This window comes from Paraburkholderia sp. SIMBA_053, assembly GCF_046534895.1.
GTDB classification, from domain to species: domain Bacteria; phylum Pseudomonadota; class Gammaproteobacteria; order Burkholderiales; family Burkholderiaceae; genus Paraburkholderia; species Paraburkholderia caledonica.
In genome coordinates, this window is sequence record NZ_JAWRXU010000004.1 from 282,316 (window position 1) to 295,474 (window position 13,159).

The following is a 13,159-nucleotide window of genomic DNA, read 5'->3' on the forward strand; positions in this document are numbered from 1 at the left end:
GGATGCGCCTTGGAGTCTGTTATTACCCGGAACACTGGCCCGAGTCGATGTGGGAAGACGACGCGCGCCGGATGAAAGCACTCGGTATCGAGCAGGTGCGAATCGCCGAGTTTGCGTGGAGCCGCATTGAGCCGACGCCTGGCGAATACGATTGGGCGTGGCTCGATCGCGCAATCGAAGTACTCGGCGCCGCAGGCTTGCAAGTCGTGATGTGCACGCCCACCGCGACACCTCCAAAGTGGCTGATCGACCGCCATCCGGACATCTTGCCGATTGATGCGGATGGCCGACCGCGCGCGTTCGGCTCGCGCCGTCACTATGACTTCTCGTCGCCGTCGTATTTCGCGGCCTCGCAGAAGATTTGCACTGCAATCGCCGAGCGTTACGGCAAACATCCGGCCGTTGCGTACTGGCAGACCGATAACGAGTTCGGCTGTCATCACACAGTCGTGAGTTATTCGCCCGCAGCAGTGGCGCGTTTTCGCGAGTGGCTAAAGGCACGCTACACAACAATCGACGAATTAAACCGCGCGTGGGGCACCGTGTTCTGGAGCATGGAGTACCGCAGCTTCGACGAGATCGACGCTCCGGTGGCGACTGTGACCGAGGCACATCCTTCGCATCGGCTCGATTACCGGCGCTTCGCGTCCGACGAAGTTGCGCGATATAACCGCATGCAGGTCGAGATCATCCGTGCGCATTCGCCAGGGCGGCCGGTTGCGCACAACTTCATGCAGCTCTTTACCGAGTTCGATCACTACAAGGTCGCTGCCGATCTCGACGTTGCCGCTTGGGACAGTTATCCGCTCGGCGCGCTGGAAGAACAATGGTTCGCGCCCGATGTGAAAGCGCGCTGGCTGCGCAGCGGTCATCCGGATTTCGCGTCGTTCAATCACGACGTATATCGCGGTATGTCGAAGCTGCCGTTCTGGGTGATGGAGCAACAACCGGGTCCGGTGAACTGGGCGCAGTGGAATCCGGCGCCATTGCCGGGCATGGTGCGGCTGTGGAGCTGGGAAGCGTTCGCGCACGGCGCGGGCTGCGTATCGTATTTCCGCTGGCGTCAGGCGCCGTTCGCGCAGGAGCAGATGCATGCGGGCCTGAACACGCCGGATAACCGACTCGACGTCGGCGGTAGCGAGGCGGCACAGGTGGCGTCGGAAATTCACACGGTGCTCGCGGCTAATGCGCATGCCGATGCCGCGATCCGTTCGAAAGTGGCGCTCGTCTACGACTATGAAGCAAAGTGGCTGTTCGAGATCCATCCGCAGGGTGCGGACTTTCACTACCCGCGCTTCGCATTCGAGTACTACTCGGCATTGCGTGCGTTAGGTCTCGATGTCGATGTCGTGCCGGTCGACGCGTCGCTCGACGGCTACAGCCTGGTCGTCGTGCCGCCGTTGCCGGTCGTGCCGGCGGATCTGGCCGCGCGTCTTGCCAGCTCGGGGGCGCAGGTGGTGCTTGGGCCGCGCACCGGTTCGAAGACTCAGGACTTGCAGATTCCCGCGAATCTGCCGCCGGGTGCGCTCGCCGATGTGTTGCCGCTGCGTGTCTGGCGCGTCGAATCGATGCGGCCTAATGTGACCGAGCCCGTGCGGCTTGCCGGTACGCAAGACGCGAGTGTTGAAGACGGCGTCGCGCGTCACTGGCGCGACTTCATCGAAAGCAAGGACACGAATTCTTTCGACGTACTGGCGCGTTTCGCCGACGGACAACCGGCGTATGCGTGTAGCGGTGCGTTCCATTACCTCGCCAGCTTGTTCGACGACGCGCTGACGACCCGGCTCTTCGAGCAGATTGCACAACGCGCCGGTGTCGAAACGGTGCAGCTCGGCGAAAGCGTCCGCATTAGCCGGCGCGGCGCGCTGACCTATGTGTTCAACTACGGCGGCACCGCGCACACGATCACCGGTGCGGCAGATAACGCATTTGTGATCGGCTCAAGTACTGTCGAGCCACAAGGCGTGGCAGTGTATCGAGCCGGATGACAGTTGCGGGGAGCGGGACGATGTGCAAACCGGAATTCCATGCAGTAACGACAACGATGCAAAAATCAGGAATAAAGGAGACAGGTAGCATGAAAATGAAACCACGCAAGGTTCTGCTGGCACTCGCGGTCGCTGCGGCGGCTCTCGGAACGTCGGTTGCCAGCACTGCTCAGGCCGGCACGCTGACCGCGAATATCGCATTCAAGGGGGCGAGTCAGCGCGCGGTCTGGCAGTCTGTTGTCGATGAATTCAAAAAGGCACATCCTGGCATCGACGTGAAGGTGTCGTTTATCGACGAAGAAGCGTACAAAGTGCAATTGCCGGGTTGGCTCTCCACTGTCGCGCCGGATATCGTCAACTGGCATGACGGCGAGCGCATGGCGTATTACGCGCAGCGCGGTCTTTTTGAAGACTTGAGCGGAGACTGGGCGAAGAACGGCTGGAACGACATGTATGCCTCGACGAAGGAAGCGTCGTCGTATAAGGGCAAGCAATATGCGGCGCCTACAGTGTATTACTCGTGGGGCATGTTCTATCGCAAGGATCTGTTCCAGAAAGCCGGTATCTCTGGCGAACCGAAAACGTGGGATCAGTTTCTCGACGACTGCAAGAAGCTGAAGGCCGCCGGCATTACGCCGATTGCCGTGGCGGGCCGCGATGCGTGGACGCTCGCCGGCTGGTTCGACTATCTCGATCTTCGCCTGAATGGCAATGCGTTTCATCAGAAGCTGATGGCGGGTGAAATTGCATACACCGATCCGCGTGTGAAGAAGGTCTATACGACGTGGAAGCAGTTGATCGACGCGGGTTATTTCATCGACAACTCCCTGTCGTACGATCTGGACTCAGTGCAGCCGTTCCTGTTCCAGGGCAAGGCCGCGATGATGCTGATGGGCACCTTCATCACCGCAGGCTTTCCGCCGAATGTGAAACCGGAGATGGGCTACTTCCAGTTCCCGATCATCGACGCCAATGTGCCGACCGCCGAAGACGGTCCGGTCGAATCGCTGCATATCCCGTCGAAGGCGAAGAACAAGGCGGACGCTCATACGTTCCTCGCGTTTGTCGAGACGCCTGAAATCGGCGCGAAGCTTGCTGCCGGTCTCGGCTCGCTGTCGGCGAATAGCAAGTCGCCGGAGCCGGAAGATCCGATCTCCAAGATCGGCTTCCAGATTCTTGCCAATACGAAAGGCGGCATTGCGCAGTTCTACGATCGCGACATGACGAAGGAAATGGCCGATGAAGGCATGAAGGGGATGCAGCAGTTCGTCTCCGATCCGTCGAAGCTCGACACCGTGCTCGCGCAACTGGAGCAGACGCGCAAGCGCATTTACAAGAAGTAGTGGGCGGTGGCGGCCGTTGAGGGGCCTTTCGGGGTGTCTGGACGCCAACTTTGCATGGGATCGGAGTAAGTGCTGAAGCACTAACTCCGGTCGACCGCTCTGCATGGGACCAGAGTAAGTGCTAAAGCACTAACTCTGGTCGACCGCTCTGCATGGGACCGGAGTAAGTGCTAAAGCACTAACTCCGGTCGACAGGAGAATGATTTTGTCGCATTCCGTCACTCGTCATACTGTGGGCGGTCCCGCTGGACCAGGCGGCTCGCCGCTGCCTGCGTCGGGCAGCACCACGCGGATCCACGCGCGCGGGCGTCGTCCTTCGCCTACCGCACGGCGTCAACGACGCGCCGCCTTTCTGTTTCTCGCGCCCGCTTGTGTGATGGTGGCCATTTATGTGATCTGGCCGATTCTGTCGACGATACGCTTGAGCTTCTTCAACTGGGACGGCATGACGGAGCCGACTTTCGTCGGCCTCGCCAATTACACCGAGTTGTTCCATACGCAGACGTTCTATACGGCGCTAAAGAACAACCTTATCTGGCTCCTGCTGTTTCTGCTCGCACCGCCGATGGGACTCGCCGTCGCGTTGTACCTGAACCAGGCAGTGGCAGGCATCCGGATCGTCAAGTCGCTCTTCTTTGCGCCTTTCGTATTGTCGGGTGTGGTGGTCGGGCTGATCTTCTCGTGGTTCTACGATCCAACGTTCGGCTTGCTCGCGGTAATTCTCGGCCACGGCGTGCCGGTACTCGGCGATCCGCGCTACGCAACGCCAGGCATTGTGTTCGCCGCACTATGGCCGCAAACGGCCTATTGCATGATCCTTTATCTGACAGGCCTCACTTCGCTCAACGCGGAACAGATCGAGGCGGCGCGCATGGAGGGCGCACGCGGCTGGTCGATGCTGTGGCATGTAATCCTGCCGCAATTGCGGCCCACTACCTTTATGGCAATCGTCGTCACGATTATCGGTGCATTGCGTAGTTTCGATCTGATCTCGGTGATGACCGGCGGCGGTCCTTTCGAAAGTTCGACCGTACTCGCCTATTACATGTACGACCAGGCAATCAAGTACTACCGCATCGGCTATTCGGCGGCAGTGGCCGTCGTGCTGTTCGGCATCATGCTGGTGTACATCGTTTATCACTTGCGGCGGATGCTGCGCGCCGAGCAATAAGGAGCCAACCATGTTTCCAATTCCAATCGACAAGTGGAAACCGGCAACGCGCCGCGTCTACAAACTGACGCTGCCGATCGCATTGCTGATCTGGCTTCTACCGATGATCGCAGTGCTCGTCACATCGATACGTTCGAGCGAAGAACTCAGCGAGGGTAACTATTGGGGATGGCCGAAGCATTTTGCGCTGTTCGACAATTATCGCGAGGCGCTGACCACTTCGCCGATGTTGCATTACTTCTGGAACAGCGTGCTGATTACCGTGCCCGCGGTGATCGGTTCCATTGCACTCGCCGCAATGGCCGGCTTTGCGCTCGCAATCTACCGCTTTCGCGGCAATTCCTCGCTGTTCGCTACTTTTGTCGCGGGCAACTTCGTGCCTGTGCAGGTGTTGATGATCCCGGTACGCGATCTGTCGTTGCAACTAGGGGTGTTTAACACGGTGAGCGCCCTGATTCTTTTCCATGTGTCGTTCCAGACAGGTTTTTGCGCTCTCTTTTTACGCAACTTCATCAAGCAGTTGCCGTTCGAACTGGTCGAGGCGGCGCGGATCGAAGGTGCGAACGAGTGGACGGTGTTCTTCAGAATCGTCCTTCCGCTGATCCGGCCCGCGCTCGCCGCATTGGCGATTCTCGTGTTCACCTTCGTGTGGAACGACTATTTCTGGGCGTTGTGCCTGACGCAAGGCGACGACGCTGCGCCGATCACCGTCGGTGTGGCCGCGCTGAAGGGGCAATGGACGACCGCATGGAACCTCGTTTCCGCCGGCTCGATCCTCGCTGCGCTGCCTTCCGTCGCAATGTTCTTCGCAATGCAGAAACACTTTGTCGCAGGCTTGACATTCGGCGCGACGAAGGGTTAAAACGGCTACCCGATGACCTTGCCGACTCGTGACCAAAGAATTAGCAAATCGAGTCGCGCGTATTGAGCGTTGAGAGTAGGAGCGGCAAACGTTTGCGCGATCGCCGTCGCGTTTGCCCTCATTAAAGATTGGGATGAGCTTGTCGTTATCTAGTGAAATATGTCAGACCGTCGAACTGACTCGTGCTTGAAGAAGGCACGCGCTGGACCAAAAGCTCATCGGGGGTACCAATCTTGAACCAACAACGCACGCCATGGACGCGCACGGCGGCTCCGGGCGAAGTCATCTATTCAGAAGGCTTCCTGGGTGACGCAGTGATCTACGTCATTGCAGATGGCAAAGTCGAAATCTCCACCCAGTGCGATGAAAAAAAAGTCATTCTGGCTACGCTCGGCAAGGGCGAGTTTTTCGGCGAAGCGGCGTTGTTGCCGCCCGAGCCGCGAGCCCACACCGCGAAGGCACTGAGCTTCTGCCAACTTACCGCCATCGCGGGCGGCATTGTCGAAGAAGAACTCGAGCGCGTCTCGCCGCTGCTGCGCCATATCGTGCGCACGATGATCCGTCGCGTCAAAAAGAAAGACGACATTCTCGCGACTAATACACATGCCGATTTTCTACCCGGCGTCCTTTCCTACGCGCACGTTCTTTCGTTGATGGCCGGAGCCGAGCCGAACGACAGATTCGATGGACGCGCGCGCCGTCCTCAAAACGAGGAAATCTCGATTCCGCTTTCCGAAGTCATCAAGAAATGCAACGCGATAGCGGGCCACTCGCGTCCACATGTGATGGCAATGCTCAAGCGCATGGAGAAGCTCAATCTCATATCCATCGAAGGGGGACGCTCGGAGCGGCTGAACAATACGTCTGGGCGCTATTCGGCAAGTGATGGCGCGGCGGGCCGGCAGCTCGTCACGTTCGACGCCGTGAAAATCACTGAACGTGCGCAGCAGGTGGCGGACCACGATCTGGATGTGTCGATCAGCAGCGAACTCGAACTGATCGAACTGGACGACCTGGAAGCCCTGATCGGCGTCGACCGGAAAGTGATTCTGAACAAGCTTTCTCACGCGGAGATCGCCGAGGACATCTTCGCGTTCCGCAAGACCAAGGTACTCAACTACGTCGAGGAAAAAGGTCTCAGCTACTTCTCGCGCCGCACCGCGCGTGGCGCAGGCGAGTTGAAATCGCTCGACGATCTGGAGTTTGTCGATCAGCGCACGTTGTTCGAAGCGGTGAGTGCTTTCGACACCTATGACCTCGCGAAACTGCTGTCCGCGTCTGAGGGACAGCCGATTGACGAGCGCCTGCAATCGGTGATGACGGAAGCCCGGAAGAAAGAGGTGTCGTGGGTCATGCGTCGAGAGATCAAGATCGACCCGGTCGAGATCATCGAAATCGAGCAGCGGTTCCTCGATACGGTGCGAGCGCTGAAGTCACCGGTGGCAAATACTGCTCCGGCTGAGTCCTGAAGCCTGCGGCGCCCGGTCCGCAACACCGGGCGCAACGCTTGAACGTTTAACTGTAATTCGCAGGCTGCTGCAGCCGGTGGCGAGGACGTATGGATCTTCTAACGATATTTGGCGTAGTGTTCGGCCTGACGGCAATCGTCGCGGGCTTCTCGCTCGAGGGCGGTAACTTCACGTCGCTCTTTCAACTGGAGGCATTTGTCATCGTGCTTGGCGGCACCTTCGGGGCCGTGATGATCCAGAACACGTGGGCGCGCTTCTATGACGGCGTGAAGCAATTGCGCTTTGCTTTTGTCAAGGCGCGGCAAGTGGATCGCGAGAGCCTTTCCGTTCTGCTCGAATGGGGCGATCAGGCGAAACTCAATGGCATGCTGGTATTCGAGTCGATCGACGCAAACGGGATTAGCCCGTTTGCCAAGCGAGGTCTTGAGCTGCTGGCAAACGGCGTATCGACCGCAGTGCTCGAAGATGCATTGCAACGCGAGGTCGATGCCTATGAGCGCAATCACATGGCGGCCGCGCGAATCTGGCAGCAGGCGGGCGGTTATGCGCCGACGTTTGGCATTCTGGGCGCGGTGCTGGGGCTTATTCAAGTGACGGGCCATATGCTGGAACCGTCTCAACTGGGGCAGGGCATTGCGGTCGCGTTTGTTGCAACGCTGTATGGCCTGGCCGTAGCCAATCTCGTGTTTCTGCCGCTATACGGGAAGATCCGCGGTCAGGTGGACAGCGAATTGCGTTTCAGGCGTTTGTACCTCGACGGCCTACTCGCGATCTCGCGAAAGGAATCGCCGCACACCATCGAAACGCGCCTGGCTGGCGACGTGCGCGAACGATCCGCCGAACTGCTCGGCTAATGGCTCGGCAATGCCTGAGCATCAATTCATAGCGGACTCGCGTGTATGAGCACTTCGACTGGCAGCAAGCGTCTTCCGACGGACAAGACAGCGCATCAGGACGGACACGATAGCGGCGAGCAGTCGGACCGCTGGCTGCTTTCATACGCCGACCTGATCACCACGCTGATGGTGCTCTTTCTCGCGCTGTATGTGTTGCAACTCGCGAAGAACAGCGAGTTGCAAATAAAAACGCTGCAACATCACCCGGTGAAAGAGGCTGTCGACGTGCAGCCGCCCGTTGCCGCAACGGATGCAAAAGAAGCTGCGAAGAAGCAGCTTCTCTCGTTGCTGGAGCCTTTGCAGGGCAACCGTCAGATCACGATTTCGCACACGCCTCAAGGCGTTGAAATTGCGATCAACGCGAAAGTACTGTTCAATTCCGGCGACGCTCGCCTTTTGCCCGAATCGTTCGCTGTGCTGGATCAGATCGCCAAGGTCCTGCGTGAGCGCGCGAGAAACAACGTTCTGGTTGAAGGACACACGGACAGTTTGCCAATAGCGACGGCGAAGTACGAATCCAATTGGGAACTGTCTTCCGCTCGTGCGGGGGCTGTCGTGCGCTTCTTCGCCGACAAGGGTATTGAAGCGCACCGTATGGCCGCCATTGGCCGCGCCGACAATTTTCCGCTGGTTATCGGCAACGACGCGGCGGCCAATGCTGCGAATCGCCGCGTCACCATACTCGTCGAGTATTGAATGTCACGGTGCGAGCGCAAGGTACTGGTGTAGGGACTGAATCGCGGCCGCGCCTTCCCCGACGGCCGCCGCGACTCTTTTCACCGAACCGCTGCGCACGTCGCCCACTGCGAAAATGCCGGGTCTGCTGGTTTCGAGGAAATGCGCGGGACGGTCCGACGTCCACTTGTGAGCGACATCGGGGCCTGTCAACACAAAGCCATTCTTGTCGAGTTCGACGCAGTCGCCAAGCCATCCGGTACTTGGCTGCGCGCCGAGAAACAGAAACACGTGGCGAATAGCCTTTTCCTCGATTCGCCCCTGCTGGTTCCACTGAATCGACTCGAGATGTTCTTCGCCATTTAGCGCGACGATTTGTGTTCGCACGTGAACCGTGATGTTCGGTGCCGCTTCGATCCGCCGGATCAGGTAGCTGGACATGCTGGCGTTGAGTCCATCGCCGCGAATCACGATATGCACGTGACGGGCGAATCCGGAGAGAAAGACCGCTGCCTGTCCCGCCGAATTGCCTCCGCCGACAATGACGAGTTCTTCATTTCCGCAGAACGCGGCTTCCATGAACGTTGCGCTGTAATAGACGCCCCGACCCTGGAAATGCTCGAGCCGCTCAAGCTCCGGCTTGCGATAACGCGCGCCTGTTGCGATCACAACGGCGCGGGCATAAACATGCTCGTCGTAATTCAGGCGGATATGGAACGGTTGTCCCTTGTCGCATTCGATACCAAGTGCCTCGATCGGCACACCGACTTCCGCACCGAACTTCCGGCATTGGGACAGGCCACGACCGGCGAGTGCCTGGCCGGAGATGCCCGTCGGAAAGCCAAAGTAATTCTCGATCTTCGAGCTGGTACCCGCCTGGCCACCGGGCGCCTTGGTGTCGAGAACCGCAACCCTCAGTCCTTCCGATGCGGCGTACACGGCCGCAGCAAGACCGGCAGGTCCCGCGCCGACCACCACCACGTCGAATCGCTCGCCATTCAATCTGTCGGGGCTCAGGCCAATAGCGTCCGCCACGGCGCGATTCGTCGGCCGCTTGAGAATAGTGCCCTGCAACGTGACGAGTACCGGGAGATCTTCCTCAGTCGCGCCGTAGCGATCGAGCAGTGCTTTGGCCTCTTCGTGCTCGGCAATGTCGAAATACGCCGACGGTTGCGCGTTGCGGCTCAGGAAGTGCCGCAATACGAGTGTCGGAAAAGAGCCGGAACTGCCGATGACAACTACGCCGCCGCTTTGATCCTGAATGTACGCGACGCGGCGCAGGATATAGGCGCGCATGATCGTCTCGCTCAGTTCCGCTTCGGCAACCACGAGTGCGCGCAGCGATTCCTCGTCGATCACGATCACCTCGCAATCGCTCGTTGCGCGTGTCGACGCCACCGCACCGCGCCCAGCCAGCGTGCCGACTTCGCCAGTAAAGCTGCCAGGCCCGTGAGTACCCAGAAAATGCAGGTTCTCGCCGCTGCCGCGCGTCGCCTCGATGGTGCCTGACACAATCGCGAACATCGGAACGTGGCGATCGCCTTCGGTGAACAGTACCTCGCCGGCGCTCAGCTTGCGCCGCTCGCCGTATCTTTCCAGTACCGCAAACTGCGCGTCGTTCAGCCTGGGAAAGATCTGGTGGTGACGGCTGCCGCCTGCCAGCAGATCTTCACGCTTACCAGAAGTTTTGTCGCTCATGAGGTGTCCAATTAGAAAGACGCACGGTGCAGCACGTCGCTACGCTGCCGGATTGGAACGACGATGCGAATAATCGGCATCATGGGAATGGCTGTGGACAGCGGTTTCGGCTGAGATTGTGCGCCAGAGTCGGTCCGCCAGTAAAGAGCGGCGTCAGGCCGGACAGGGCAAGGCGGCGCATGCGGCGGGGTGCCAATGGCATACCGCGCGGGGCCGGTCACATTCAAGTTCACGCATCATCTGCCGTTAATAACCAGAGAGACAGACAACGAACGGGTTCGGAAAGCATGCGCGATTTCACAGTAAGAAAAAGCTTACTCGCAGTACTGGTCCTGTTTGCCGCGATGATCACGTTTGGCGGCGTGGTGGGTGTCTTCGCGCTTGGCCGCTCGAACGAGAACGCGCAACGGCTCCAGGAGATTGCGACTCAGGAGATACTCGCTAACGACGGCTACAAAGACAGCACCCGTACCCGCGCAGCCCTCACTCGCGCCTACGCGGCGCTGAAGGAGCGCAACGATCTCGCCACTCGCGATTCTGCGCTCGCTAGCGCGCAGCGAACCCTCGATCGCGCGGACGCCGAAACGCGTGCTTTCGCGTCGGCGTCCCGATTCGTGGGACAGGACGATGCGCTGAAACAGCAGCTTGTCGACTCGTCGAATGCGCTGGCTGCAACACTGAAGAAGTCGTTCGACGCACTCCAGCGTGGCGACACCGACGCCTACGTTGCAATCAACGACCGCGACATTACGCTTGCCGGTCAGGTCTATTCGGCGAACGTGGAGAAGTTTCAGAACCTTGCTGGCGCGTTGGCGAAGGAGTCCGCGGCGAGAAACGAACGGGAATACGGCTGGATTGTCACGATGGTCGTCACGGGCGTCGCACTTGCCCTCGCATTGATCGTTGCCACGCACTTCGCGTTGCGTAAGATCGTGATCAACCCGTTACAGCAGGCGTCGAGACTGCTCGACCGGATTGCCGGCAATGATTTGACCACCTCTATTCCTGAAGGCAGCAAGAGCGAAATCGGTCAGTTGTTCATGTCGATGTCGCGCATGCAGGCCGGGCTCGCGCAAACAGTGTCGAACGTTCGCGTCAATTGCGAGGCGATTCACGGCGGCGCGCGTGAGATTGCCGCGGGCAACCTCGACTTGTCGAGCCGCACCGAGGAGCAGTCGGCATCGCTCGAAGAAACGGCGGCGAGCATGGAGGAGCTGACCTCCACCGTGAAGCAGAACGCGGATAACGCTCGCCAGGCGAGCACGCTCGCGGCAAGCGCTGCCGACGTGGCGCAGCGTGGCGGCGACGTCGTGCAGCGCGCGGTGCAGACGATGACCGCCATCACCGCTAGCTCGCAGAAGATCGCGGAGATTACCGGCATGATCGACAGCATCGCGTTTCAGACCAACATTCTGGCGCTCAATGCCGCTGTGGAATCGGCGCGGGCCGGCGAGCAGGGTCGCGGCTTCGCTGTCGTTGCCGGCGAAGTGCGCACGCTCGCTCAGCGCAGCGCGAGTGCCGCGCAGGAAATCAAGTCGCTCATTTCCGCCTCGGTAGATGACGTGCGGCACGGTAATGAACTCGTCACGCAGGCCGGCCACACGATGACCGAAATCGTCGGAGCGGTTCAAGGTGTTGCGACCATCATGGCGGAGATCACGTCGGCAACCGTCGAGCAAACCGCTGGCATCGAGCAGGTTGGCAAGGCCGTGAGCCAGATGGACCAGGTGACGCAACAGAATGCGGCCCTCGTTGAAGAGGCTGCAGCTGCAGCGAGTGCTCTTGAGCATCAGGCCCAGTCGATGACCGATGCGGTGTCGGCATTCCGCCTCCGCTAACCCAGGTTGATGTTCGTATCCAACTCGATCGGAAAATAAAAACATGGGCGTTAAAGCCGTCTCGCGTGTATTCGCAATTCTGTTAGCCGGTGTAACGATGTCCGCCGCTACACATGCCGCCACCTACGCGTATGTGTCCAACGCGGACAGTCAGGACATTTCGGTGTTCAGCCTCGATACAGCGAATGGCGCACTGAAGCCAGTGGAGACGGTGGGGCTCGCCGGCACCGTCATGCCAATGGCTTTGTCGCCGAACCACTTGCGGCTTTACGCCGGTGTGCGTTCGAAACCTTATCGCGTGGTGAGCTTCGCGATCAATCCGCTCGACGGCCGCCTCAGCGAACTGGGCAAGGCGCCGCTCGCGGAAAGCATGGCCTACGTGTCCACCGATGCAAGCGGCCGTTACCTGTTCTCTGCTTCTTACGGCGGCAATCTGCTGGCCGTCAACAGCATCGACTCGAATGGTGTGGCGCAAGACGTTCAGCAGATCATCAAGACAGGCCCAATGGCGCATGCTATTCGCAACGCGCCGGATAACCGTTATGTATTCGCGTCGGTGCTCGGCACCGACGCCTGGTTGCGCCTGAAGTTCGATCCGTCGAAGGGTTCACTGACCGAAGACGCCGCGCCCGCGTATTCGCTTGCCGCCAAATCGGGACCGCGCCATTTCGTGTTCTCGCCGGATCACAGGTTTGTTTATTTGATCGATGAACTCGACGGCAAGCTGCATGTGCTCGCATTCGACAATCAGCGTGATTCGGTTCAACCGGTGCAGACTATTTCCATTCTGCCGCCCAATTTTTCCGGCGATAAGCCATGGGGCGCCGATGTTCACATCACGCCGGATGGCCGCTTCGTGTACGCGTCGGAACGCACTTCGAGCACGCTCGCTGCTTATCGCGTGGAGCGGGCGTCGGGCAAGCTGACACGTATCGGCACTTACGCCACCGAAAAGCAGCCACGCGGCTTTAACGTCGATCCGTCGGGCAATTATCTGCTCGCGGTCGGACAGTTGTCGACGAGCCTGAGCGCATACAGGATCGACCGGAAGACCGGCGCGTTGAGCGCGCTGGGGCAATACCCGGTGGGCAAGGGCGCAAATTGGATCGAGATAGTGCAGTTCGACGGTTCGAACGCCGAGTAAATATCACGGCGAGCTGCGACCGCTCGCAGCCGCCGATGCAAAACCACGTCGGTGGCCGCGGCTAACGCGGGCATG

Annotated in this window: 10 protein-coding genes; 9 read left to right on the forward strand and 1 reads right to left on the reverse strand. The window is 59.5% G+C overall.

The genetic code is table 11. The features are described 5' to 3' along the window. Window positions 1–2 precede the first annotated feature (2 nt). From SB753_RS16325 to SB753_RS16355, 7 genes are all read left to right on the forward strand, one after another. Window positions 3–1,988: a beta-galactosidase gene (locus tag SB753_RS16325; RefSeq protein ID WP_410800735.1), complete on the forward strand. Its 1,986-nt coding sequence runs from the start codon at window positions 3–5 to the stop codon at window positions 1,986–1,988. An 89-nt stretch (window positions 1,989–2,077) separates the two neighbouring features. Then, window positions 2,078–3,331, forward strand: coding sequence for an ABC transporter substrate-binding protein (locus tag SB753_RS16330; RefSeq protein WP_410800737.1), 1,254 nt, complete (start codon window positions 2,078–2,080; stop codon window positions 3,329–3,331). A gap of 199 nt (window positions 3,332–3,530) precedes the next feature. Then, a complete protein-coding gene (locus SB753_RS16335) occupies window positions 3,531–4,502 on the forward strand; it encodes a carbohydrate ABC transporter permease (RefSeq protein WP_288828168.1) in 972 nt (323 codons plus the stop codon). Window positions 4,503–4,512: 10 nt separating this feature from the next. Further along, window positions 4,513–5,364 (forward strand): carbohydrate ABC transporter permease, encoded by an 852-nt coding sequence (locus SB753_RS16340; protein ID WP_020068273.1) that lies wholly within the window; start codon window positions 4,513–4,515, stop codon window positions 5,362–5,364. 233 nt (window positions 5,365–5,597) lie between these two features. Continuing rightward, window positions 5,598–6,833, forward strand: a complete 1,236-nt coding sequence (locus SB753_RS16345) for a Crp/Fnr family transcriptional regulator (protein ID WP_410800740.1) — start codon at window positions 5,598–5,600, stop codon at window positions 6,831–6,833. A gap of 89 nt (window positions 6,834–6,922) precedes the next feature. Beyond that, the gene (locus tag SB753_RS16350) at window positions 6,923–7,687 is read left to right on the forward strand and encodes a flagellar motor protein (protein WP_410800742.1); all 765 of its coding nucleotides are present in this window, start codon (window positions 6,923–6,925) and stop codon (window positions 7,685–7,687) included. A 45-nt stretch (window positions 7,688–7,732) separates the two neighbouring features. Next, window positions 7,733–8,425 (forward strand): OmpA family protein, encoded by a 693-nt coding sequence (locus SB753_RS16355; RefSeq protein ID WP_087753842.1) that lies wholly within the window; start codon window positions 7,733–7,735, stop codon window positions 8,423–8,425. Between the two features lie 3 nt (window positions 8,426–8,428). Here SB753_RS16355 and SB753_RS16360 read toward each other — a convergent pair whose 3' ends face one another. Beyond that, window positions 8,429–10,102, reverse strand: coding sequence for an FAD-dependent oxidoreductase (locus tag SB753_RS16360; protein ID WP_410800744.1), 1,674 nt, complete (start codon window positions 10,100–10,102; stop codon window positions 8,429–8,431). A gap of 287 nt (window positions 10,103–10,389) precedes the next feature. Between SB753_RS16360 and SB753_RS16365 the strand changes: the two genes are divergently transcribed. Continuing rightward, window positions 10,390–11,940 carry a methyl-accepting chemotaxis protein gene (locus SB753_RS16365; RefSeq protein WP_020068278.1) on the forward strand — a complete coding sequence of 517 codons (1,551 nt, stop codon included), beginning with the start codon at window positions 10,390–10,392 and terminating at the stop codon, window positions 11,938–11,940. Window positions 11,941–11,983: 43 nt separating this feature from the next. Further along, window positions 11,984–13,084: a lactonase family protein gene (locus SB753_RS16370; RefSeq protein WP_410800746.1), complete on the forward strand. Its 1,101-nt coding sequence runs from the start codon at window positions 11,984–11,986 to the stop codon at window positions 13,082–13,084. The last annotated feature ends 75 nt before the right edge of the window (window positions 13,085–13,159 follow it).